The organism is Streptomyces sp. NBC_01335, assembly GCF_035953295.1.
Lineage (GTDB): Bacteria > Actinomycetota > Actinomycetes > Streptomycetales > Streptomycetaceae > Streptomyces.
In genome coordinates, this window is record NZ_CP108370.1 from 7,911,193 (window position 1) to 7,934,068 (window position 22,876).

Genomic DNA, 22,876 nt, shown 5'->3' on the forward strand with positions numbered 1-22,876 from the left:
TACGGCGCAGTCAGCCGTCAAGGGAGCAGCCGGATTTCTCGACATGCGGGCAGTCCGCGACAGCGGACGAGGGGCGGTCACGAGTGCGGTCCGGCGCCCCTTACGATCGGACGACACGACTCGGGGGAGCTCGGGGGAGGCGGAAAAACCGGTGAGCACACTCGCCAACGCGCGCGACGTCCTGCGCCTGATGGCGCGCCTGCAGCGCGACCTGACCGTGACGGATGTCGCAGGGGCGCTGGACCTGCCCAAGAGCTCGGTGTCGAGGACGCTGAGCATGATGGCCGAGTACGGCTTCCTCGACCGCGACCCGATGAGCCGCGCCTACCGCCCCGGTGAGCTCGTCATGGAGGCCTCCTACCACTTCCGGGTCTCGCGCAGCACCGCCTCCCTCCTGGAGGAGGAGCTGGCCAGGCTGGTCGCCGACATCGGATACACCGGGTACGTCGACGTGCTCGACGGCGCCGAGTCGCTCGTACTCCACATGCGGATCGGTACGGTCGGCGCCCTCCAGGCGTACACGCCGGCGGGTACCAGGGCGCCCGCCTACGCCAGCTCCATGGGCCGCGCCCTGCTCTCCCGCCTCGACGACGCGCGGGTGCTCCGGCTCCTGGACCCCCGCCTCGAACAGAGCACGGGCACCGCCCCCCGTACCCCCGGTGAGCTGGTCTCCTGTCTGGCCCGCGTGCGTGCCGACGGCTGGGAGTCCTCGCGCGGCGAGTACGTGCCCAACGTCGCCGGGATCTCCGCCGCCGTCCTCGACGGCGACACGGGCCAGGTCTTCGGCATAGGGATCGCGCTGCCCGCCCCCGAACTGCGCGACGAGAACGAGGCGCGCTTCGGCCGGGCCGTACGGGACGCCGCCCTGCGCGTCGGCAAGCGCATCGGCGACCCGTACTGGCTGCGCTACGCGGAGAGCGGCGCCACCCGCTGAGCGGGAGTGCCGGTCAGCTCAGCAGCGGTCCGAGGGCCGCACCCACCACCGCACCCGGTGTGAGGACCGGCACCGTGACCCCGGCCGCACGGAGCGCCCGGTGGTGCCGGTCCCCGTAGCCCATGCAGTCGAGCATCAGCGCGCTCGCGCCCGCTTCCAGGTGGGCGAGAGCCGCCGAGCGCAGCGCCGAAATGTCGTCGGCGTACGGCGAGGCCGTGGCGAACAGCGGCGCCGGAGTGACGGCCCGCCACTTCTCGCGGGCCTCGGGCACCTGCTCGGGCAGCGGCACGACCATCCCGACCTGACTGCCCCGCAGTACCGTGGACACGTACCCCGTCACCAGCGCGTCCGGCTCGACGAGCCGCGCCCGGCGGGTCCGGAGACCGGGGAACACGCCGGTGCACAACAGCACCACGACATCGGCGCCCTCCGTCTCCACCTGGTCCACGCGGGTCTGCAGACCCGTCCCGACGGCCGCGGCGTCCAGCGTCACCGGGCCACCGTCGGCCAGCCTGCTCAGCAGCGTCGCCCCGCCGTCCACCGGCGCGAAGCGCGCTTCGACGTCCGCCCGGGTCAGGCCGTCGAGCACTCCGGCGTGCCGCACCCGCGTCGCCGGCGGCAGATGCGCCTCGATGGCGCCGGACAGGTCCGGGCGTGGTGCCTGACCGATGGTGAGGAACGTCAAGGTGCGCATGATGCCTCGTTCTCCCGGGAGTTCCGGATTATGGACATGGGTTCCGGAAAACGTTAGCCGCATGCGGTGGTGTGCGGTAGGCCCGATCCGGAGAGAACCGTTTTCTTGCCGGTCACCGCGACGAGGACCGTTCACGTGCCGGGCACCAGGTCCGCCCGGCCCGGGGTGCGTGTCCGGTTCGCCGGGCGTCGGATGTCTGCGGCGTTCCTCGGGGCACTGCGAGAATTCGCGGTGACGCCGTCCGCGCTCCGCCGGACGGGCTGACCGGAAGGCGCACCCGAACATGACTGGGCAACAAGACCGCTGGGCGGAACTGACCGGCGGACAGGCCGGAGAGGAGTACGCCCGGCGTTTCGCGCGGCTCGCCGAATCGGGCCACGACATCCACGGCGAGGCCGCCTTCTGCGACGCACTGCTGAAGCCGGCGGCCCGTGTGCTCGACGCGGGCTGCGGCACAGGGCGGATCGCGATCCGGCTCGCCGAACTGGGCCATCACTGCACCGGCGTGGACGTCGATCCCTCGATGCTCGCCGTCGCCCGCCGCGACGCCCCTTCGCAGGAGTGGCTCCTCGCCGACCTGGCCCGTCTGAGCGCCCTCGGGCTGAACCCGGGCTTCGACCTGGTGCTCGCCGCCGGCAATGTCATCCCCCTGCTGGCCTCCGGAACCGAACAGGCCGTCGTCCGGCAGCTGGCCGCCGCGCTGCGTCCCGGCGGCCTGCTGGTGACGGGAATGGGACTGGACGCGGCGCACCTGCCCCTGCCGGAACCGCCGCTGACCATCGAGGAGTTCGACCACTGGTGTGCCGAGGCCGGTCTGGTCCTGCGGCAGCGCTGGGCCACGTGGAGCGGCGACGCCTATGTCCCGGGCTGCGGATACGCCGTCAGCGTGCACTCTCTTCCCGCCATGTGAGTCCGCGCCGTTCCGGCAATCAGGTCACGGGGCGGTGTCCGACGGCTCCCGTCGGCGTGTCCTCGCCGGCATGCGGACGCCGTTCACGGCGAGGCGCGAGCGTACCCGCGCGAGCAGGGCCGCCGGATCGGGCCGGGCCTGCAACGCGCCCAGGACCAGCAGCCACCACTGGTTCAGCCGGGCGCCCAGCTCCCGCTCGCCCGCCACCTCGTCCGTCAGGGTGTAGAGCCCGAAGAAGGAGCACACGAGGGTGGTGGCCGTGCCCGACGGGTCGATTCCCCCGGCGAGTTCGCCTCTCGCCCGCGCCTCGGCGAGCAGCCGCGTCACGGCGGCGGTCCAGCCGGCGAACGGTGCGGGCACGGCCGCGTCGATGCTGCGGCGCTCGTTCCACAGACGGGCGCCGGCGCGGGCTATGACGTCCTCGCGCAGGGTCTGGGCGACATCGAAGCTGAGGGCGACCAGCTTCTCCAGCGGGGGGATGCCCGGAGCGGTGTACCGGGCGTTCAGCTGTGGCCAGCTGGCGAACTGCGCCCGGACGACCGCGAGGGCCAGCTTCTCCTTGCTGGAGTAGTGGAAGTAGATCGCTCCGCTGGTCCGGCCGGAGCGGTCACCGACCTCGTTGATGCTGGTGCCCGCGTATCCCTGTTCGACAAAGAGGTGTGCTGCGGATTCCAGGAGCACTTTCCTGGTTGCTTGCGCTCGGTCTTGCACGGATGTTCCATTCTCGCTCGTCTGTCTGATTGTGCAGGGCGCGGAGCTGCGCCTGGCCCCGGTGCCGGAGGATTCGACGCGCGGAGATTTTATTATTCTTCGACTGTGCCCGCGCGTGGGCGGCATTGATGAATTCGCAAACCGGTTCGCAGCCGGGCCGGCGGGTGCGCTCCTGCGCGTCACTCCGTCCGTGCATTTCTGTTCCGCTCAACCCGGCCTGTTTCAGGCGTGGTTGAGGGCGCGGCTGGAGCTCTGTCGATGGCTCGGCGCGGTGCGCTTCCAGGTGCTCTCGCCGTCTCTGATCGGCTGTCAAACACTCGAAGTAGTGATTGCGTGACGCGCGGCCCGAAAATTAACGTAGTCCCTACGATGTTTCTGGGATCACCTCGGACAGGGCGGAAATCCGTCCGCCGTGGTGTGCCCGGGAGGCGACCTCATTCGTCTTCGCGTGTGTTCACCGAGATCGTTTCGCATGGCGATCTCAGCAGTCGAGTGCGCCTTTCCCGCAGCTTTACGTCACTGCACCCGCCGACCGGGCGGGGTCGGCGCGCTCTCCGAGAACGGCAGAGAAATGACAGCTCATCGCATTTTCTCCTGGTCCCCGTCGGCCATCGTCTTCGATTGCGACGGAACCCTCATGGACACCGAAAGCCACTGGCAGGACGCCCGTCAGCGGGTCTTCAGCGAGTTCGGCCTCCGTCCCCCGGCCGGTTTCGCCGAACGGGCCAAGGGCGTTCACTACACCGAGTGCGGCGCCCTCATGGCCGAGGAGTGCGGGAAACCCGACTTCGTCGACGACATGACCGACAGCCTGCTCAGACACTTCACGGCACTGGTCGCCGACGACCCGGTCACCATGCCGGGAGCGACGGCGCTCGTACGGCTGGCCGCCCGGCACCTGCCGCTGGCGGTGGCGAGCAACTGCCCTCTGGACATGGTGGAGTCGAGCCTCGAACGGGCCGGCCTGCTCGACCACTTCGACCATGTGGTCGTCGCCGGCGACGGCGTACGGCCCAAACCGTATCCGGACGTCTACACGGTCGCCGCCGGACTCTGCGGGGTCCCCCCGCAGGAGGCGCTCGCCGTGGAGGACTCCGTCACCGGCATCGTCTCCGCCCGGAAGGCGGGCCTCCGCGTCCTCGGTACCGGACCGTTCCCCGACGGGCCGGGTGCGGAGCACGCCGACTCCTGGGTCGCGAACCTCGCCGATCCGGACCTGGTGGCCTGGGCGCAGACACGCATCGCTGGGGAGGACTGACACACTCCCCGGACGGACCGGCGAACCGACGGACGGACCGACGGACCGACGGACGGACCGACGGTTCGGCGGACGGACCGGCGGCCCGGCACCGGGTCCACCGTGCGGGTGCCGCCCCGCGGAACGGGGCGGCACCCGACGGCCTCAAGGCCCGCGAACGCTGGAAGACGCATACGGTCCTGGGTCGCGAGGCGGGACGTCCTGCCGGCAGCTCGTGCCGGGCAACGGCGACGCTTTACTGCCGTTCGCCGCCCATCCGTCCCGACGCGCTCTGCCGGATGTCGTCCGCTTCCCCTCACCCGGTGATGCGCAGATGGGGTCCCAGCGAGCGTATGGTGTCGGCCGCCGAGGCGAAGAGCAGGGCGACGCCCACGGCTCCCGGATCGGGTATGCCGGACGCGCGTTCGCCGACGTAACTGGCGCGGCCCATCCGCGCCCGGAGCGCGGCCGTGTCCCGCACGCCCTGCCAGGCGGCATCGGCCGCGAGGGCGAGCGCGTGGTCCGGCGGGGTGCCGTCCGCGGCGCCCCGCAGCGCTTCGGCGGCCGGCGTCAGCGCGTCCACCAGCGTCTTGTCACCGGGCTTCGCGTCACCCACCCGGCGTATCGCGGCGAGACCGTTCTCCGTCCCCGCGGCGAGACCGGTCGTGGTGAGGGCGGGGCCCTCCGCCGCGACGGCCGCGCTGAGCGCCTGGAACAGCAGCCCGAACAGCGGACCGCTGGTGCCTCCGATCTCGTCCAGGAAGGCGCTGGCCGTGCTCCCCAGGGGAGCCGAGGGATCGCCCGCCCCGGCGTTGCCGCCCTCGCTCCGCAGGCGCTGCGCGGCCCGTACCCCGGCGCTGAGGTTCACGCCGAAGTCGCCGTCGCCGACCTGCTGGTCGAGTGTGGTCAGCTCGGTCTCGGTGGCATGGGCCGAAGCCGCGAACCGGTCCATCCAGCCGTTCGTGAACGTGCTGTCGAAAGCTGTAGCCATGGCGTTCTCCTCCAGATCCACGCGTCCCGGTCACCGATCGCCCGGTCACCGCTCACCAGCGCAGTGCCGCGGTGTGTACCGGTGCGTCGTAGTAGCCCAGCGTCCGGGAATCGGCCACCAGCAGAGTGAGGGAGAACCCCCGCATGTCCAGGGCCGTGACGTAGTCGCCGACGAGATGGCGGGCGAGACGGACGCCCCGGTCGTCCAGCACCCGGCCCAGCTCGCCGAAGATGCCGTACAGCTCCAGCGGAGTGACCGCGCCCAGGCCGTTGACCAGTGCCACGACCGGTTCCTCCGGGCCCGGGCGGATCGCGGCCAGCAGGGTGTCGGTCATCTCCTCCACCAGCGCGGAGACGGGGCCCTCCTTCCGGGTGCGGTCGGCGCGCTCGCCGTGGATGCCTACGCCGTACTCCAGCTCTCCGGCGGCCAGTTCGAACGCCGGACGGCCGGTGGTGGGCGCGGTGTGCGCGGTGGACGCGACGGACAGCGTCCGGCAGCGGCCGGCCAGCGCCGCACCGAGCGCGGCCAGTTCGTCCAGGCCGAGGCCCGTGTCGGCGGCGCCGCCGAGGATCTTCTCCACCAGGACCGTGCCGCCGGTGCCCCGACGCCCGGCGGCGATGTCCTCGGAGTCGGACGCGAGGTCGTCGTCGACGAGGACGCGTGCGCAGGGGACGTCCCGGTGGGCGAGGCGCTCGGCGGCGATACCGAAGTTGATCCGGTCGCCGGTGTAGTTCTTCACGATGTGCAGGACGCCCTGCTCGCGGGCGACCGCCAGCGAGGCCTGGTACACCTGCCGGTTGTGGGGCGACGCGAACACCCGCCCGGGGCAGGCGGCGTCCAGCATCCCCGCTCCCACGAACCCGGCGTGCATCGGCTCGTGCCCCGACCCACCGCCGGAGAGCAGTCCCACACGCCGGGACGGTGCGGTGTGGCGAGCGGCGAGGTAGCCGTTCTCCACGTCGTGGACGACGAGATCCGCATGGGCCCGGGCGAAGCCGGCCAGCGCGTTCGGAACCAGGTCGTCGGTGCTGTTCTCGAAGTACGCGGCCATACGTGGCGCCCTTTCGTCCCGGGGCCTTGTGCGGCCGGGTGAGACGACCCTCCAGACAGGTCACTTCATGCTGAAGGGAGGTGCCCGATGTGGCAACTCGCAGAGACGAACTCAGCCCATTACGTGACGGCGCACAGCAGCACGATCGATCACTCCTGTGCGCCCTGCGCCGGATCACGCCCCGGCGGACAGCCCGATCGACTGGGCGGCGTGCTTGTCCAGGGCCGCGCGCACCAGCGCCGCGGCGAGTACCGCCGGTGAGGTGCCGCGGGCGAGGCGCAGCAGGGCGTCGGCGGAGGCGGGCAGGCCCAGGCGCTCCGCGCCCTGCAACGCCTTGGCGTCGACGTACGGACGGGTCTGCGGCCAGACGGCCTGCACCTCGCGTACGAAGATGTCGGCCCCGGTCGGCCCCAGCCCGGGCAGGCGCCGCAGTCCGGCCCACAGCACCGCCGTGTCGCCGTCCGCCTCCCGGCGGAGTTTCCGCAGGTCACCGGCGTAGTCGTCGAGGAGCAGCAGCGCTCCGTCACCGAGCTGCGTCGCGGTCCGCTCGTCGTACCGCCGGTAGCCACCCTCGCCCAGCGCGTCGACGCGCTGCTGCCAGGTGGCGTCCGCCATCCGACGGGGGGTGCGCATGCCGTCCGCGAACAGCGCCCTCGCCGCCGCCACCGCGACGGAGGCCCGGATGCGCGCGCTGAGCAGCAGGCTCAGGACCAGGAGCTGGTAAAGGGGCTGAGGGGTGTCCCGCAGACGGATGCCCGCCTCCTCGGCGTACGTCCGCCCGTACGTGTCGAGGAGGAGGCCCATGGTCCTGCGATCGCCCATGCGCCCACCGTCCTCCCCTCCGTACGGGAACGCACGCGGGGGCACGGAGTTCCGGCAGCCGGAACTCCGTGCCCCCGCGTGCGTCCGAGCGGGACCGGCCTCAGGACGCGGTGCTCGCCGCCCCTGCGGCGGCCGGCGAGGCGAGGGCCTGCTCGCTCCGCCGGGAGCGGTGCGACATCCAGGCCGCCACCAGGGCGCCGGAGATGTTGTGCCACACGGAGAAGACGGCCGCCGGGAGCGCGGCCAGCGGGCTGAAATGGGCGGTCGCCAGGGACGCGGCGAGACCGGAGTTCTGCATGCCGACCTCGAAGGCCATGGCACGGCTGGCGGGCGGGCCGAGACGGGTGAGCTTGCCCGCGCCGTAACCCAGCGCCAGGCCGAGTCCGTTGTGCAGGACGACGGCGATCAGCACGGTGGCGGCCGCCGACTTGATCGCGCCCGCGCTGCCCGAGACCACCGCGCAGACGATCGCGGCGACGGCCAGCGAGGAGAGCCAGGGCATCGCGCCCAGCACCCGGTCGACGAGCTTGCCGGCGACGAGCCGTACCACCAGCCCGCCGATCACCGGGAGCAGCACGGTCTTGAGGATGTCGGTCACCATGGAGCCGGCGTCCACGGGCAGGTACGCGCCGGCCAGCAGCAGGGTCAGCGGGGGCGTCACCAGCGGGGCGAGCACGGTGGAGACGGTGGCCACGGAGACCGAGAGCGCCACGTCGCCGCGGGCCAGGAAGGTCACCACGTTCGAGGCGGTGCCACTGGGCGCGCAGCCCACCAGGATGACGCCCGCGGCCAGTTGCGGCGGGAGCCCCAGCAGATGGGCGATGATCCAGCCGAGGCCCGGCATGATCACGTAGTGCGCGACCAGCCCAATGGCCACCGCCCAGGGGCGCTTCGCCACGCCCTTGAAGTCGTGGGGCGTCATCGTCAGCCCCATGCAGAACATGACGACGCCGAGCAGGTACGGCACCGCCTTCGTCCAGCCCTCGAAGGTCCCGGGGGTGAGGAGGCCGGCCGCGCCCGCCACGAGGACGAGGACGGGGAAGACCGTGACGGCGCGCCGCGCCGCCTTGCTGTCGGTGCCCGTGCCGTCGGTGGCCGTGTGATCCGGTGTCGTCTGTTCGCTTCGCACAGCCGCGATGAGACTCTTTTTCCGTGTGCTGCCGCAAACCTGTCTCGATATGTGGGCACTACATCCATCATGTGTCCACCCGGGGGCCGGTTGCGGTCCGGGGCCGTCGGCCGGTACGCCCGCGAGGCGTACCGGCCGACGGCCGCAGCAGCCGGGCCGCTACCGGCCGGACGCGGCGGCGGTGTTGGCGGTGCCGTTGATGACGAACTGTGATCCGGGTTCGATCAGCACGTCGCCCTGGGCGGAGCCGGTGATCGTCACGTTCGTCAGGGTGGCGCTGCCCCTGGCTCCTCCGTGCGCGAGGATGCCCGAGCCGTTGGGCGAGTTGGTGATCCGGACGTTCGAGATCTGCGCTCCGGGAACGGAGCCCCCGCCCGTCTTGAACTGGATGCCGTCGTAGGTCGAGTCCTGGATGTCCGTGTCCCTGATCGTGACACCGGGAATGTCGGGACCGGCCGCGAACAGGGTGATGGCACCGAACTCCTGCGCCTCGCCCCAGAAGGCGCCGCCCGTCCGGTAGAGGGCGTTGTTGGCGATCAGGGTCTGCCCGGAGAAGGGCAGCGGGTCGTGGTCGGTCGCCAGCATGATGCCGGGGTAGTTCATGGTGTCGGAGACGATGTTGTTCTCGATGGTGTTGCCGTAACCGCCGTAGACCGCGATGCCGTTGGCCCGCCAGGGCAGGGCGATCGTGTTGTTGCGGAAGTGGTTGTCGTGGCCGATGTCCACCGACTGGTTCTTCACGTACTTGTTCGACCAGACGGCGAGCGAGTCGTCCCCGGTGTTCCGGAAGGAGGAGTTGAAGACCGTCGAATTGCGGGTTCCGTTGGAGAGGTTGATGCCATCCGCATATGTGTTGCGAATGCGCATTCCGGTGAATTCGACACCGTCTCCGGGGCCCCAGAGCTCGGGAATGTTGTCGTAGTCGCGGCCCACCCACACCCCGACGTTGGAGTGCTCCAGCCAGACATTGGTGATCTTGGTGTTGGTGCCGAAGCGCCCGTTGAGGCCGACTCCGCCCTCGGCGTTGCCGTCACCGCCCCGGATCGTGCCGGAACCGAAGATCGCGATGTCGGAGATGGTGGTGTTGTCGTCGATGTCGAAGCCGAAGTTCCCCTCGTGCGGGTGGTTGATGCCGCCCGCGTTCTGCGGCTGGATGAGGGAGTAGAGCTGGGAGTGCCACATGCCCGCACCGCGGATCGTGACGTTCCGGATGCCCACCTGGTTGTACTGCCCGCGGTTGAGCGGGTCGTCGGTCAGGATCTTCTGCTCCTGCCGCCACTGCCCGGCCGGAATCCACACACAGCCGATCTCGCCGTTCTGGTCGGCCGTCACCGCCCGCTGGATGGCGTCGGTGTCGTCGATGCCGTCGTTGGGCACGGCCCCGTAGGCGGTGATCGAGACGCAGCCGGCGGGCTGCGCCGTCGGCGCCGCCACCTGCTCCAGGTCCACGAGGTCGATGATGTAGAAGGACGCGGTGTCGCCCGCGTCGCGCTGGAGACGGAACTTCGTACCGACCGGGTAGGTCTGACCGAGCAGCGCGTTCGACTCGTCGAAGAGCCTGCGCGCGTCGGCCTGCGGCTGGTTGGTCAGCCCCTCCGGGCTGTCCGTGTCGCCGTACAGCCAGCTGTGCTTGGAGGAGAGGGTCAGCTTCCGGGCGAAGGTGTTGTTGACGTAGAGGCTGATCGTGGCCTCCGCACCGCCGCCGCCGGGGGCGTCGGGGATGGAGTTGCGGACCACGAGGGAGTTGGTGGGCACGGTCGAGGTGATCTCGACGTACTGGCCGGTGGAGTTGAGCCGAACCGACTGCCGGCCGGAGGACTCGGTGGCGAAGTTGGTGTGCCCGAAAGTGCGTTGCTGGTCGGAGGTGAGCAAGGTGCCCTGGTAGGAGCCTTGCTCCGCCTCGTACTCGGTGTACGGCACCGCGGCACCGCGGCCCACCACGATGGCGCGGGAGAAGACGTTGTTGTTCTCGTTGGTCTCGGTGAGGACACCGGTCGCGTCCGCGGTGGCGGTCAGATTGGCCCCACCGCTCTTCGCGGTCCACGTGCCGCTGATCGGCACGGTGACCGTGCCCCCGGCGGGAACGGCCCCGGTGGTTCCGTTCAGCGTGGTGCTCTCCACCTGGAGGCGAGTCACCGTCGAGGAGCTCACCGCTGTGGTACCCCGGTTGTTCACCGACACGGTGAAGGTGACGGCGGCACCGACCGCCGGGCTGGACGGGCTGGAGGAGATGCCCGTCACCTGGAGGTCGGGCCCGGGGCTCTGGGCGACCACGAGCTTCGAGGCGGCGGTGCGGCTGTTGTTGCTGTTGTCCTGCTCGACGACGGTGTCGGTCGGGTCGACCACCGCTGAGACGGAGTACGTACCCATCGGACGCTTGCCCGCACTCACCGGGACGGTGGCCGAGGCGCCGGCCGCGAGCGCGCCCACCGAGGCGCTGCCGACGACCTGGCCCTCCAGGCTGACGTCGACCGTCGTCGCGGGGGCCGCCGCCGAACCCGCGTTGCGCACCGTGGCGTTCACGGTCACCGCGTCGCTCTCGGAGGGGGAGGAGGGCGACCAGGTCAGGTCGGAGAGGATCAGGTCCGGGTTGGGTGCGGCCGTGCCGACCACCTGGACCTCGGCGACCTGGGCGCCGGGAGCACCGGTGTTGGAGAAGAACTTCAGTTGCACGTCGGCGTACCGCCCGCTGACCGGGACCGTCACCGTGTTTCCGTTGCCGGACGGCGAGAAGGCGTAGTCGGCCTGGCTCTTCAGCGAGGTGAACCCGGTGGCGGACTGCGCCCGGCCCAGCACCTGGAGGCTCTGGGTACGGGCTCCCCACGCCGCGTCCGGCGAGAGCTTGACGACGACGGCCGAGAGATCGGCGTCGGAGCCGAGCTTCACCGTCAGCGTGGCGGGATAGCCGTTCGACTCCCAGTAGGTGTCGCGGCGGTCGTCATTGGCGTTGGTGCCCAGGTACGTCTGCGCGTACGAGGACGCCTCGATCGGCTTGTTCAGCGCGAGGTTGGTGCCGGTGGGCGTCGGCGTGCCGGGGTCCGTGCCGCCCGCTGCCTCCCCGTAGACCTCCAGCTGGGAGAGCTGCGCCGCGTTCCAGCCGGTGTTCGCGGTCACCAGCACCCGTACGTACCGCACCTGCGCCGCGGTGAAGCCGACGGTGACGGTGTTGCTCGCGGCCGGCGTGAACGACCGGGCCGCCGAGGCGGACAGAGTGTTGAAGCCGGTGCCGTCCGTGCTGCCCTGGACGGCGAGCGTCTGGGTGCGCGCCTCCCAGGTGTTCGGCAGCTTCAGCACCACCTGGTCGACGCCGGACGTGGCGCCCAGATCCACCTGGACCCACTGCGGGAACGTTCCGGGGCTCTCCCAGTACGTCTGCTGACTGCCGTCGGTGACGTTCGACGCCGGGTAGGCGCCGATCGAACCGCCGGCCGACGCCGGCCTGCCGAGAGCCAGGTCGGTGGTCCGTCCGGCCGCCGAGGCGGTGGCGGCCGGCAGCAGTCCGACGGTCATCAGTGCGGCTGTCACCGCACCGATGACGAACCGCCGCCATCCGCGTTGCTTCCCTCTCATGCTGTCCTCAGTTCCGTGGGCCTGCGGCGCCGGCCGGACACGAGGAGCGCATGCGCCGGGGGTCCGACGCGCGGCGTCGGACCCCCGGCGACGGCCGCGTGCGGGCTGCCGGTACGCCGGGTGGGGGTCGATCGGGACATCGGCAGGAGCGAGGAGCAGGTCGCCTGCCGCGAACTCGCGTTCCCTGCTTGGTAATTTGAGAGATCTAGTTGATTTTTTGCGGTGTCGAGGTGACAGGTTTCTAGCAGGCCCTGCTTTTGTCAACGGTTCTCGCACCGGCTTGACGGCCGCCGGTGCGTTCGCGCAGCTCGGCGGCGCAGGCGGGCGGGCCGCAGGCGGATCATGATCAGCGCGCAGGGGGGTGCGGAGAGCGGTGCGGAAGTTGCGCGGGCGGCACGGCGAAGACGGCCCGGCGGTGGTGGAGGCGCGCGCCCTCGGGGGAACCAGGCGGTGGTGGAGACACGCCCTCGGGGGGAACCGGCGGGGCGCGCGTTTCCTGGCGTCGGCTCAGAAGAGGCGGCCGAGTGGGCGCACGCCCGTGTGTGTCGTCACCGAAGAGGCCCCCCGGCGGTCCGGGGCAGCCTCTCCGGGTGGTGGCGGCCTCCGGCGGGACCGCCTTGCGCGGCACCCGTACGCCACCGCGCCCCGTCCGCCGCGGCACCCGTAAGCCCGCCGCGCCCCGGCACCCGTCCGCCGCCGTGCCCCGGGTGGCCCCGGGGTGGTGCCGCGCGCGGGGGCGCCCGCCTACCGGCCGCCCGCGGGGGCGCCCGCCTACCGGCCGCCCTCGCGCGCGGTGGGCCGGGCCCCGTGCCGGCGTGCCGTGCTGGCCCGCACGATGAGCTCCGGTGCGACGGTGAGGTGCTCCGTCCCCGTCGCCGTACCCTCGATGTGCTCCAGCAGCAGCGCGATGCTGTTGCGGCCGAGCGCGGCGAAGTCCTGGCGGACCGTGGTGAGTGGCGGAGGGAAGAACTCCGCCTCCGGGATGTCGTCGAATCCGGCCACCGCCACGTCCTCGGGGGTCTGGAAACCCGCCTCCCGCAGGGCGCGCAGTACCCCCAAGGCCATCTGGTCGTTGGCCACGAAGACCGCGGTGAGCCCGGGGCCCTGCGGCGACGAGGCGACACGCCCGGCGAGCTGCTGCCCGGCCCGGTACCCGGACATCGGGCTCCAGTCGCCGCGCAGGGGGGTCGGGATCTCGGCCCCCGCCGCGCGGAGCGCGCCCTCCCACCCGGCGGTCCTGCCCTCGCTCTCCAGCCAGTCACGGGGTCCGGCGACGTGCCAGACGGTGGAGTGGCCGGAGGCGAGCAGGTGTTCGGTGATCATGCGTGCCCCGAGCTCCTGGTCGAGGGAGACTCCCGGCAGGTCGAGATCGTGCCCGCCCTCCACGGTCACCACCGGACACGGAGCCTGGAGCGTGGTGAGCGCGCGCACCGCGTCGCGCTGCGGCGTGATGGCGATGATCCCCTCCACGCCCCATGCGCTGAGGTGCTCCATCGCCTCGGTCAGGGCCGCCCGGCTGGCTACCCGCAGGGTGACGGCCGAGACGAGGTACCCCCGGTCGCGTGCGGCCTCCTGCACTCCCGCGAGGGTGCTCGCCGGCCCGTGGAGCGTCGTGTTGACGGCGATGACACCGAGTGTGTGGGTGCGCCGGGTCGCGAGCGCCCGGGCCGCCGAGTTGCGGCGGTAGCCGAGCCGCTCGATGGCCTCGGTCACCTGGGCTCGGGTCTTCACGCTCACGTTCGGGTGGTCGCTGAGGACCCGCGAGACGGTCTGGTGCGACACGCCTGCCACGCGTGCCACGTCCGCCATCGTGGGTGCCCTCGCGGCGTCTGCGGGCCGGGGCAAATCCGTTCCTCTCTGTGGAGTCCGGAGCGTCGGAAGTAGTTCGACCTCAAGGTACCTGCCTTGTGCGGGTGTACGAAGGTCGCTGCCGTCGAGCGCTCGTCCCGGGGAGTGTGCGCTCACATCGCGACATCTCCCTTTCGCCTGGTTCCTTGTCAGTTACCGCGTGGGGCTTGAGTTCGTGTCATGTTAGCGCTCACAATCTAGCTGCGTCAGTACGCGGGACGTCATGGCGTACGGGCTTCGCGGGCGTTCGGTCGGTACCCGCGTGCCCGCGGTACACGGTCGCCGCGGCACCCCGGTCGCCGCGGCGGACCCGGGCCGTGGGGCTCCGATGCCGTGGCGCCTCCCGCGACGTGCCGGGCCGGGTCCCCACGCCCGTGGGCGGGCTCCGGGGAGCAGTTGCTGTTGTCCTTGCCAGAGAGACGGTCCAGAGAGACGGTGAACGTGTCATGAGCGAGACCACACTCCGCGAACTGCGCAGTGAGGTACTGGCCGCCAACCTGCGGATTCCGCAGGCCGGCCTGGCGACGCTGACCTGGGGGAACGTCAGTGCGGTGGACCGTGAAGCGGGGGTTTTCGTCATCAAGCCCTCGGGCGTCTCCTATGCCGAACTCACCGAGAAGGACCTCGTGGTGGTCTCGCTCGCGGACGGCGGCGTGGTGGAGGGGAGGCTGCGGCCGTCCACCGACACCGAGACCCACCGCTGTCTCTACCGGGCGTTCCCGTCCGTCGGCGGGGTGACCCACACCCACTCCGAGCACGCCGTCGCCTTCGCCCAGGCCCGCGTGCCCATACCCGTACTCGGCACGACCCACGCCGACACCTTCAACGGACCCGTCCCCGTCACCGCCGACCTCACCGCCGAACAGTGCGCCAGGGACTACGAGTACAACACCGGTCAGGTCATCGTCTCGATGCTGGAGGGCGACGACCGCCGCGCCCGCGAGGTGCCGGGCGCGCTCGTCTCGCGCCACGGTCCGTTCACCTGGGGGGCCACCGCGACCGCGTCGCTGGAGAACGCGATCATCTGCGAGGCGGTGGCCAGGATGGCGCTGCACACCCTCGCCCTCCGGCCGGGCGGAGCCGGCGCGACACCTCCGCCGCAGCATCTGCTGGACCGCCACTTCACGCGCAAGCACGGGCCGGACGCCTACTACGGCAACGCCTGACCCCCGGGCGACGGAGGCCGCGCCGGTCCGGTGGATGCCACCGGCCCGGCGCCGGCCCGTCACACGAAGCGCCACAGGTGGTCGTCCGTGCCGTTGTCGTCCCACTGCACGAGCTGCGCACCCTGGGCGGTCGACGCGTCGAGCACCCCCAGGACCCGGCCGCCGTTGGCGTTCCGGATGCGGAAGCAGCCGGCCGAGCCGTAACGCAACTGCCACAGGTGGTCGGTGGTCCCGTTGTCGTCCCACTGGAGCACCCGTGCCCCGGCCGCCTGGGAGGCTCCCTCGACTCCCAGGACCTTGCCGCTGTGGAGGTTGCGCAGCCGGAACCGCCCGGCGGTGTCCCGTACGGCCAGCCAGAGGTGGTCGTCCGTGCCGCTGTCGCCCCACTGGACCGCGAGCCCGCCGTTGGCGGTGGACATGCCGTCGATGCCCAGCAGCAGCCCGCTGCGCAGGTTCTGGATGCGGTGGTACCCGCTGGGGACGAACCACCAGGCGTTGTCCGCGCCGCCGTTGTCGCTGTCCTGGACGGCCTGCGCCCCCGCGGCGGTGGAACCCGCCCTGATGCCGAGGACCTTGCCGCTGTTGGTGTTGCGGAGCCGGTGCGTGCCGTCCCCCGTGTCGAGCGGGGTCCAGAGGTGGTCGGCCGTGCCGGAGTCGCTCCACTGCAGCACGTCCGCGTCGTCGGCCGTGGACATGGACCGTACGCCCAGCACCTTGCCGCTGTTGGCGTTGCGGAGCTTGAGCGCACCGCCGTCCGCGACGAGCTGCCAGTCGTGGTCGGCGGTGCCGCTGTCGTCCCACTGGAGCGCCACGCCGCCGTCGGCCGTCGACATGTCCTGGATTCCCAGGACGAGACCGCTCCGCGCGTTGACGAGCCGGAAGCCGGAGACACCGGCCTTGCCGTCGGCGTCCCAGTAGACACTGGCGTTCTGGTGGTGGTTGTCGTAGAAGGGGATGAGGCTCACCGAGGCGCCGTTCGCCCGGGCGGTGAACGTCAGGGGCGTCGTCGTCGCCGCGATCGACGAGGTGGTGAGCAGGGGGAGCACACCGCCGAGCGCCGTGCTGCCGAACGCGCCGCTGAGCACCACCGGACCGTAGGAGACCGCCTGCACCTGCGGCCGGTCGGGGGTGCCGTTCAGCGCGAGCCGCATCGGGAACCGCAGGGTGACGGTGTCCCCGGAGGCCCAGGTGCGGTCGAGCGTGGCGTAACTGCCCGGTGTCAGGGCCAGGTTCTGGGCGGTTCCGTTGACGCTGACCGAGGCACCCGAGGTCCAGCCCGGTACGCGCACCCGCAGCGACCACCGTCCCGCGGTGCCCGTCACCTTCAGCACGGTGGTGTCGGACGCGGGGAACGCGGTGGTCTGCGTGACCGTGACACCGCGCTCGGCCCAGGTCAGGACCGAAGGGACGAAGAGGTTCACCCAGAGTCCCGCGGAGTCGGAGAAGTACACCGAGTCCATCAGCTTGGTGTGGGTTTCGAGGCCCGTGCCCTGGCAGCAGGTGAAGGTGTCGTAGTCCCTGCTGTACGTGCGGCGGCCACCGGGGTTGAGCGGCGTGAAGTAGCAGACGTGCCCGTGCGGATCGGCGGGGTCCTGCTGCCCGACGAGCTGGTTGGTCAGCGCCCGCTCGTAATAGTCGCCGTACGCCGCCCGGTCGGGATCGAGGGTGAACAACTCGCGGGTGAGCTTGAGCATGTTGTACGTGTTGCAACTCTCGCAGGTGTTGTCGGTGAGGTACTGGCCGATGGCCCCCGGCGCCTTGAAGAACTCACCGACGCTGTTGCCGCCGATCGCGTAGGAGTGGTTCGTCGTGACGATGTTCCAGAAGTTGACCGCGATGTCCCGGTAGCGTGTGGTCCCGGTCGCCTTGTACTCCCGGGCGCTCCCGACGATCTTGGGTATCTGCGTGTTGGCGTGCAGTCCGTCCAGGCTGTCGGTGCCCGCCGCCAGCGGGTCGATGACCGCCGTGTGGTCGAAGCGCTGCGCCACGGTCAGCCAGCGGCTGTCGCCCGTCTGCTGGTACAGGTCGGTGAGGACCGCGTTCATGCCGCCGAACTCGATCTTCATCGTGGTCTGCATCTGTGCGGTGGTCAGGCGTGCCGTCCGTACGTCCACCCACCCGGCGAGGGCGAGCAGCACGTCCCGCGCCTGGGTGAGCCCGGCCAGCCGCCAGACGTCCAGCAGACCCGCCAGCGTCTTGTGGACGCAGTAGTAGGGCACACCCTTGCGTACGCCCGTCTCGACGGTGTCGAAGTCCGACTCCGGGAAACCGGAGAGGTATCCGGCGCGGTAACCCTTCGGCGCGGCCTGGCACTTGGCGAGTTCGGCGACCATGTACACGAGCCGGTCCAGGAAGACGCTCTCCCTGGTGACCGCGTACGCCTGTGCCCACGCGCTGAGGAAGTGCCCCTGACTGTGGGTGCGGAACTCGAAGTCCGGGGCCTCCCAGCCGTAGCACTGCTCGGCACCCTTGGTCGAAAGTCCGTGATTGGAGCGGAAGTTGTACAGCAGCCGGTCGGGGTCGATGAAGCGCAGGTAGGCGAGCGTGCGGTCCATGTTCTCCCGCCAGCGGCCCGCCGTGAGCTGGACGCTCCCCAGCGGGAAGGGCTGCACGAGTGCGCCGGTCTCGGCGCGGACCGGGGCGACCGCGTCGGCGGCCGCGGTGGCCGCCGCTGCCGGGGAGGCGGCGAGCGCCGGGGCGAGCGCGGCGAGCGCCACCCCTCCCGAGGCGGAGATGAAGAGCCGGCGGTTCATGGCGGTCATGGGGCGGTCGTCCTTCCGAGGGGGAGTGGGTGCAGCGGCACGGGGTCTCCCGGCCCGCCCCCGGGCGACGCGTCGTACGGGGGCTTACCGGGCGGGCTCAGCTGGTGACCAGGAAGGTCGCGTCCTGCCGACTGCCCGGGGTCACTCCTCCGCGACGGAGAAGCGCAGCGCGGTGCGGGAGCGGTACACCTCGCCGGGCCGGAGGAGGGTGCTGGGATCGTCGGCGCGGTTCGGGGAGTCCGGGAAGTGCTGGGTCTCCAGGGCGATTCCCGCGTGCGGACCGTAGGGGCGTCCGCTCTTGCCGGTGATCTCGCCGGCGAGGAGGTTGCCGGTGTACACCTGGATCCCCGGCTCGGTGGTGTGCACCTCCAGGCGCCGCCCGGAGGCGGGCGCGCAGAGCACGGCGGCGCAGCGCGGATCGGCGCGGGGCGCGTCGCCGAGCACCCAGTTGTGGTCGAACCCGCCACCTGCCAGGCGCAGTTGTTCGTCCTCCCGGGCGAACGCCGCGGAGAGAAGGCGGGGGCGGCGCAGGTCGAACGGCGTCGACTCGACCGGCCGGTGCGGGCCGTCCGGGATCAGTGCCGCGTCGACGGGGGTCCAGCGCGGTGCGTGGATCTGGAGCTCGTGGCCGAGCACGTCACGGCTGCCCTCTCCCTCCAGGTTCCAGTAGGCGTGGTTGGTGAGGTTGACGACCGTCGGCGCGTCGCTCACCGCGTGGTAGTCGAACGTCAGGGTGTCGTCCCGGTCCAGCGTGCAGGTGAGCCGGACGCTCAGGGCGCCGGGAAAGCCCTGGTCGCCGTCGGGGCTGCGCAGGAAGAGCCGTACGCCGGTGCGGTCAAAGGTGTGGACCGGCTCGGCGCGCCACACCCGGCGGTCGAAGCCGTCCGGCCCGCCGTGCAGGGTGTGGCCGGTGTCCTGGGTGTCCAACTGCCGGACCACACCGTCCACCACGAGCCGGCCGCCGGCGATCCGGTTGGCGTAACGGCCCACCGTCGCACCGAAGTAGGAGGCCGGCCCGCGCACCGCGGACGCGTCGGACGCCGCGAGCACCACGTCGGCGAAGCGGCCCCACCGGTCCGGGAGGTGCAGCGAGTGCAGCCGGGCACCGAGGGTGTGGACCTCGGCGCGGGCCTGTCCGGGGAAGCCGAACACCCAGCGGTCGCCCGTACCGGTGTCGGGCAGCCGGTACGGGTGGCCCGTCGGGTCCGGACGCTCGTCGGGCGCCGACGGCGGGGCGGCCGGTGACTCGGGCGGGTGGTGCATGTGTGTCCCTCGGTGTTCGGTGTGGGTTCGATGGTCCGGGCGGTGGGGCGGGGTGGGGTTGGGTCGGGTGGGCCGGCGGACCGGCGTCCGGGTCAGCCCGTGGGTTTCCGGTTTCCGCCCAGGACCCGCTGGAGCACGATGAAGACGAAGAGCAGCGCGCCGATGACGATCCGGGTCCACCAGGAGCTCAGCGTGCCCTGGAAGTTGATGACCGTCTGGATCATGCCGAGGACCAGGACGCCGAGCGCGGTGCCGAGGACGAAGCCGGAGCCGCCGGTGAGCAGGGTGCCGCCGATCACGGTCGCGGCGATGGCGTCGAGCTCCATGCCGACCGCGTGCAGCGCGTAGCCGGAGAGCATGTAGAACGTCAGCAGCACACCGCCGAGCGCGGAGCAGAGCCCGCTCACCGCGTACACCGCCACCTTGGTGGAGCCGACCGGCAGCCCCATCAGCCGGGCGGAGGTCTCGTTGCCGCCGAGGGCGTGGACGTTGCGGCCGAACCGGGTGTGGTGGAGCGCCACGAAGGCCACGGCGAGCACGACCAGCGCGATGACCACGGCGGGCGAGACGAACAGCCCGCCGGGCATCACCAGCCGGGTCTGCGCGAGGGTGACCGTCGTCGGGTCGCTGATGGAGATGGACTCGGTGCTGATCGTGTAGCAGAGGCCGCGCGCCAGGAACATGCCGGCCAGCGTCACGATGAAGGGCTGGATCTCGAAGGTGTGGATGACCCACCCCATCAGAGCGCCACCGCCCGCGCCCACCAGCAGGACCAGCGGGATGGCGGCGAAGAGCGGCCAGCCCTGCCGCTCCACCAGCCAGGCGGTGAGCATGGTCGACAGCGCCACCACCGAGCCCACCGACAGATCGATGCCGCCGGTGAGGATGACGAAGGTGACACCGATGGCGACCACCAGCAGGAAGCTGTTGTCGATCAGCAGGTTGAGCAGGACCTGGGCGGAGAAGAACCCGTCGTAGCGCGCCGAACCGACGGCGAACATCGCCACCAGGAGGACCGCGGTCACCACCAGCGGGACGCGGGTGCGGGCGCGGGGGGAGAGGGGGGCGCGGAACGGCCGCGCGAGGGTGCCGGCGACACCCGCGATGCCGGTGCTCATGTACGTACCTCCTGCGGGAGCGGGTTGTCGTCCGCCTCGGCGGGCTGTCGGGAGGGTGCCGGTCCGCGGCGGCTCAGCACCTTCGCCCGGAACACGGGCGACTGGATGAGGCAGACCGCGATCACCACGAAGGCCTTGAAGACCAGCGTCGTCTCGGGCGGGACACCCAGGGTGTAGACCGTCGTGGAGAGGGTCTGGATGATCAGGGCGCCGAGCACCGTCCCGCCGAGGGAGAACCGGCCCCCGGTCAGCGCGGTGCCGCCGATGACCACGGCGAGGATGGCGTCGAGCTCGATCCAGAGCCCCGCGTTGTTCCCGTCCGCGCTGGACACGTTGGAACTGATCATCAGACCGGCGACGGCGGCGCACAGGGCGCAGAAGACGTAGACCACGATCAGCAGACCCGCCGCCCGGATGCCCACCAGCCGGCTGGCGACCGGGTTGCCGCCCACCGACTCGATCAGGAGCCCCAGCGCGCTGCGCCGGGTCACCAGCGAGGTGAGGACCACGATCACCGCCGCCAGCAGGACGGCGAAGGGGAACATCAGCCAGTAGCCGCCGCCGATCATCTTGTACGGGCTGCTCGTGACGGTGATGATCTGGCCGTCCGACACCAGCTGGGCGATGCCCCGGCCGGCGACCATGAGGATCAGGGTCGCCACGATCGGCTGCACGCCCAGCCGGGAGACCAGCGTGCCGTTGACCAGGCCGAGCACCACGGCGACGCCCAGCGCGACGCCGACGGCCCCCAGCACGGTGGCGACGCTGCCGGGGTTCGGCGAACCCGCGATGTGCTCGCAGGCCAGCGCCCCGGCGATGGCGACCGTGGAACCGACCGAGAGGTCGATCCCGCGGGTCGCGATGACCAGCGTCATGCCCAGCGACACCAGGATGAGCGGGGCGCCGAACTGGAGGATGTCGATCAGGCTGCCGTAGAGGTGGTCGCCCCGCACGTGGACGGCGAAGAAGTCGTGGGTGAAGGCGAGATTGCCGAGCAGCAGGGCGGCCAGGACGGCCGCCGGCCAGAACAGCCGGTGGCGGAGCAGCCGTTGTCCGACGCCGCCGGCCGACGGGCCCTTGGCGGGGTGCGGTGTCATGAGTCCTCTCCGGTGGCGATGGTGGCCAGGATGCGTTCGGGGGTGACGGTGCCGTCGTTGGTCAGGGTGGCGACCACGCGGTGGTCCCGCAGCACGCCGATACGGTGGCTCAGCCGCAGGACCTCCTCCAGCTCCGCCGAGATGAACAGCACCGCGGTGCCCTCCGCGGAGAGCCGCGCGACCAGCCTCTGGATCTCGGCCTTGGCGCCGATGTCGATGCCGCGCGTCGGTTCGTCCAGGATCAGCAGCTTGGGGTCGGTCAGCAGCCAGCGCGCGAGCAGCACCTTCTGCTGGTTGCCGCCGCTGAGGTGGCGTACCTGTGCCTCCGGGGCGGCGGGACGGATGTCCAGCGCGGTGATCCACCGCCGCGTCAGCTCCTCCTGCCTGGTCCGGGAGATCGGCCTCGTCCAGCCGCGCGCCGCCTGCATCGCCAGCACGATGTTCTCGCGGACCGTGAGCTCGCCCACCAGCCCCTCGGACTTGCGGTTCTCGGAGCAGAAGGCGATCCGGCGGGCGATGGCCGCACGGGGGGTGCGCAGCGAGACCGCCTCGCCCTGGACGCGCAGCTCCCCGGTGTCCGCGCTGTCGGCGCCGAAGAGCAGCCGCGCCGCTTCCGTACGGCCCGAGCCCAGGAGCCCCGCCAGCCCGATGACCTCGCCGGGCCGGATGTCCAGGTCGTACGGCTCGATGAAGCCGGTCCGGCCCAACTGCCGTGCCTCGACGAAGGGTTTCTCTGCCGCGCGCTCCTCGGCCTCCTCGTGCGCCGCCTGGGAGAGTTCGTCCAGGGTGGCCAGTTCGCCGCCGATCATGCGCTGCACCAGGGAGACATGGGTGAGTTCCCCGATGGGGTACTCGCCTTCGAGCCGGCCGTTGCGCAGGATCGTCACCCGGTCGCAGATCTCGAAGACCTGGTCCAGGAAGTGGGTCACGAAGAGGATGGCCACGCCGCGGTCGCGCAACCGCCGCACCAGGGTGAAGAGCTGGGCCACCTCCTCGCGGTCGAGGCTGGAGGTGGGCTCGTCCAGGACGAGTACCTTCGCCGAGACGTCCACCGCCCGGACGATGGCCACCAGTTGCTGGACCGCGAGGGAGTGCGAGTCCAGCGGACCGGTGACGTCGAGATCGAGCTCCAGCTCCGCCAGCAGCTCACCCGCCCGGCGCCGCAGCGCGGACCAGTGGATCAGGCCGAATCTGCGCGGTTCGCGTCCGATGAGGATGTTCTCCGCCACCGAGAGGTTGGAGCAGAGGTTCACCTCCTGGTAGACGGTGCTGATCCCGGCGTTCTGCGCCTGGAGCGGATCGCCGAACGCGCGGGCCTCACCGTCGACGAGGATGGTGCCGCCGTCCGCGGGATGCACCCCGGTGAGCACCTTGATCAGGGTGGACTTGCCGGCGCCGTTCTCCCCCATCAGGGCATGGACCTCACCCGGATAGAGCCGCAGGCCGACCCCGTCCAGGGCCAGCACGCCGGGGAACTCCTTCCGGATGCCGTGGGCTTCGAGCACCGGCCGCGGACGGTCGGCGGGGTTCGTCTCAAGGGTGGGTGGGGCTGCCATCCGCCCTCCTCTCGTCG

At 71.3% G+C, this 22,876-nt stretch carries 18 protein-coding genes and 1 pseudogene; 5 read left to right on the top strand and 14 right to left on the bottom strand.

Annotated elements, in window-relative coordinates:
* Positions 1 to 151: 151 nt before the first annotated feature.
* A complete protein-coding gene (locus tag OG599_RS33290) occupies positions 152 to 934 on the top strand; it encodes an IclR family transcriptional regulator (RefSeq protein WP_327179690.1) in 783 nt (260 codons plus the stop codon).
* Positions 935 to 947: 13 nt separating this feature from the next.
* Here the strand turns inward: OG599_RS33290 and OG599_RS33295 are convergent, their stop codons facing one another.
* Positions 948 to 1,628: an AroM family protein gene (locus OG599_RS33295; RefSeq protein WP_327179691.1), complete on the bottom strand. Its 681-nt coding sequence runs from the start codon at positions 1,626 to 1,628 to the stop codon at positions 948 to 950.
* A gap of 283 nt (positions 1,629 to 1,911) precedes the next feature.
* On the opposite strand from OG599_RS33295, the gene OG599_RS33300 reads away from it, so the two are divergent.
* The gene (locus tag OG599_RS33300; RefSeq protein WP_327179692.1) at positions 1,912 to 2,538 is read left to right on the top strand and encodes a class I SAM-dependent methyltransferase; all 627 of its coding nucleotides are present in this window, start codon (positions 1,912 to 1,914) and stop codon (positions 2,536 to 2,538) included.
* 24 nt (positions 2,539 to 2,562) lie between these two features.
* Here OG599_RS33300 and OG599_RS33305 read toward each other — a convergent pair whose 3' ends face one another.
* On the bottom strand, positions 2,563 to 3,249 hold the full coding sequence (locus tag OG599_RS33305) for a ScbR family autoregulator-binding transcription factor (RefSeq protein WP_327179693.1): 687 nt from the start codon (positions 3,247 to 3,249) through the stop codon (positions 2,563 to 2,565).
* A 31-nt stretch (positions 3,250 to 3,280) separates the two neighbouring features.
* Here OG599_RS33305 and OG599_RS33310 point away from each other — a divergent pair, with 31 nt between their 5' ends.
* On the top strand, positions 3,281 to 3,586 hold the full coding sequence (locus tag OG599_RS33310; RefSeq protein ID WP_327179694.1) for a hypothetical protein: 306 nt from the start codon (positions 3,281 to 3,283) through the stop codon (positions 3,584 to 3,586).
* Between the two features lie 234 nt (positions 3,587 to 3,820).
* On the top strand, positions 3,821 to 4,507 hold the full coding sequence (locus tag OG599_RS33315; protein ID WP_327179695.1) for an HAD family hydrolase: 687 nt from the start codon (positions 3,821 to 3,823) through the stop codon (positions 4,505 to 4,507).
* A 295-nt stretch (positions 4,508 to 4,802) separates the two neighbouring features.
* Here OG599_RS33315 and dhaL read toward each other — a convergent pair whose 3' ends face one another.
* The 6 genes from dhaL to OG599_RS33345 all read right to left on the bottom strand — a co-directional run bounded on the left by dhaL (position 4,803) and on the right by OG599_RS33345 (position 13,858).
* Complete coding sequence (gene dhaL / locus OG599_RS33320; protein WP_327179696.1) at positions 4,803 to 5,477, bottom strand: dihydroxyacetone kinase subunit DhaL; 675 nt, start codon at positions 5,475 to 5,477, stop codon at positions 4,803 to 4,805.
* A gap of 52 nt (positions 5,478 to 5,529) precedes the next feature.
* Positions 5,530 to 6,528 (bottom strand): dihydroxyacetone kinase subunit DhaK, encoded by a 999-nt coding sequence (locus OG599_RS33325; RefSeq protein WP_327179697.1) that lies wholly within the window; start codon positions 6,526 to 6,528, stop codon positions 5,530 to 5,532.
* 174 nt (positions 6,529 to 6,702) lie between these two features.
* On the bottom strand, positions 6,703 to 7,350 hold the full coding sequence (locus OG599_RS33330) for an endonuclease (RefSeq protein WP_327179698.1): 648 nt from the start codon (positions 7,348 to 7,350) through the stop codon (positions 6,703 to 6,705).
* 100 nt (positions 7,351 to 7,450) lie between these two features.
* Positions 7,451 to 8,479, bottom strand: a complete 1,029-nt coding sequence (locus OG599_RS33335; protein WP_327179699.1) for a bile acid:sodium symporter family protein — start codon at positions 8,477 to 8,479, stop codon at positions 7,451 to 7,453.
* A gap of 159 nt (positions 8,480 to 8,638) precedes the next feature.
* The gene (locus OG599_RS33340) at positions 8,639 to 12,049 is read right to left on the bottom strand and encodes a CARDB domain-containing protein (protein WP_327179700.1); all 3,411 of its coding nucleotides are present in this window, start codon (positions 12,047 to 12,049) and stop codon (positions 8,639 to 8,641) included.
* Between the two features lie 771 nt (positions 12,050 to 12,820).
* On the bottom strand, positions 12,821 to 13,858 hold the full coding sequence (locus tag OG599_RS33345) for a LacI family DNA-binding transcriptional regulator (protein ID WP_442809633.1): 1,038 nt from the start codon (positions 13,856 to 13,858) through the stop codon (positions 12,821 to 12,823).
* A 485-nt stretch (positions 13,859 to 14,343) separates the two neighbouring features.
* Between OG599_RS33345 and araD the strand changes: the two genes are divergently transcribed.
* Entirely contained in the window at positions 14,344 to 15,063 is a 720-nt protein-coding gene (gene araD / locus OG599_RS33350; protein WP_327179702.1) for an L-ribulose-5-phosphate 4-epimerase AraD, read from the top strand.
* A gap of 59 nt (positions 15,064 to 15,122) precedes the next feature.
* Here araD and OG599_RS33355 read toward each other — a convergent pair whose 3' ends face one another.
* From OG599_RS33355 to OG599_RS33380, 6 genes and pseudogenes are all read right to left on the bottom strand, one after another.
* Complete coding sequence (locus OG599_RS33355) at positions 15,123 to 15,317, bottom strand: RICIN domain-containing protein (RefSeq protein WP_327180276.1); 195 nt, start codon at positions 15,315 to 15,317, stop codon at positions 15,123 to 15,125.
* Positions 15,318 to 17,825: pseudogene (locus OG599_RS33360) on the bottom strand (beta-L-arabinofuranosidase domain-containing protein); the annotation flags it as partial. It abuts the gene before it with no gap.
* 141 nt (positions 17,826 to 17,966) lie between these two features.
* Positions 17,967 to 19,088, bottom strand: coding sequence for an aldose epimerase family protein (locus OG599_RS33365; protein WP_327179703.1), 1,122 nt, complete (start codon positions 19,086 to 19,088; stop codon positions 17,967 to 17,969).
* Between the two features lie 92 nt (positions 19,089 to 19,180).
* Entirely contained in the window at positions 19,181 to 20,206 is a 1,026-nt protein-coding gene (gene yjfF, locus OG599_RS33370; protein WP_327179704.1) for a galactofuranose ABC transporter, permease protein YjfF, read from the bottom strand.
* Positions 20,203 to 21,303 (bottom strand): ABC transporter permease, encoded by a 1,101-nt coding sequence (locus OG599_RS33375; protein ID WP_327179705.1) that lies wholly within the window; start codon positions 21,301 to 21,303, stop codon positions 20,203 to 20,205. Before OG599_RS33375 ends, yjfF begins: the two co-directional genes overlap by 4 nt.
* On the bottom strand, positions 21,300 to 22,859 hold the full coding sequence (locus tag OG599_RS33380) for a sugar ABC transporter ATP-binding protein (RefSeq protein WP_327179706.1): 1,560 nt from the start codon (positions 22,857 to 22,859) through the stop codon (positions 21,300 to 21,302). Before OG599_RS33380 ends, OG599_RS33375 begins: the two co-directional genes overlap by 4 nt.
* Positions 22,860 to 22,876 lie beyond the last annotated feature (17 nt).

What these genes read in the sequence shown, in the direction of transcription:
- OG599_RS33295 (WP_327179691.1), bottom strand. Translation starts at nt 1,628, where the DNA reads ATGCGCACCTTGACGTTCCTCACCATCGGTCAGGCACCACGCCCGGAC.
- OG599_RS33300 (WP_327179692.1), top strand. Translation starts at nt 1,912, where the DNA reads ATGACTGGGCAACAAGACCGCTGGGCGGAACTGACCGGCGGACAGGCC.
- OG599_RS33315 (WP_327179695.1), top strand. Translation starts at nt 3,821, where the DNA reads ATGACAGCTCATCGCATTTTCTCCTGGTCCCCGTCGGCCATCGTCTTC.
- dhaL (WP_327179696.1), bottom strand. Translation starts at nt 5,477, where the DNA reads ATGGCTACAGCTTTCGACAGCACGTTCACGAACGGCTGGATGGACCGG.
- OG599_RS33325 (WP_327179697.1), bottom strand. Translation starts at nt 6,528, where the DNA reads ATGGCCGCGTACTTCGAGAACAGCACCGACGACCTGGTTCCGAACGCG.
- OG599_RS33330 (WP_327179698.1), bottom strand. Translation starts at nt 7,350, where the DNA reads ATGGGCGATCGCAGGACCATGGGCCTCCTCCTCGACACGTACGGGCGG.
- OG599_RS33340 (WP_327179700.1), bottom strand. Translation starts at nt 12,049, where the DNA reads ATGAGAGGGAAGCAACGCGGATGGCGGCGGTTCGTCATCGGTGCGGTG.
- OG599_RS33345 (WP_442809633.1), bottom strand. Translation starts at nt 13,858, where the DNA reads ATGGCGGACGTGGCACGCGTGGCAGGCGTGTCGCACCAGACCGTCTCG.
- araD (WP_327179702.1), top strand. Translation starts at nt 14,344, where the DNA reads ATGAGCGAGACCACACTCCGCGAACTGCGCAGTGAGGTACTGGCCGCC.
- OG599_RS33365 (WP_327179703.1), bottom strand. Translation starts at nt 19,088, where the DNA reads ATGCACCACCCGCCCGAGTCACCGGCCGCCCCGCCGTCGGCGCCCGAC.
- yjfF (WP_327179704.1), bottom strand. Translation starts at nt 20,206, where the DNA reads ATGAGCACCGGCATCGCGGGTGTCGCCGGCACCCTCGCGCGGCCGTTC.
- OG599_RS33375 (WP_327179705.1), bottom strand. Translation starts at nt 21,303, where the DNA reads ATGACACCGCACCCCGCCAAGGGCCCGTCGGCCGGCGGCGTCGGACAA.
- OG599_RS33380 (WP_327179706.1), bottom strand. Translation starts at nt 22,859, where the DNA reads ATGGCAGCCCCACCCACCCTTGAGACGAACCCCGCCGACCGTCCGCGG.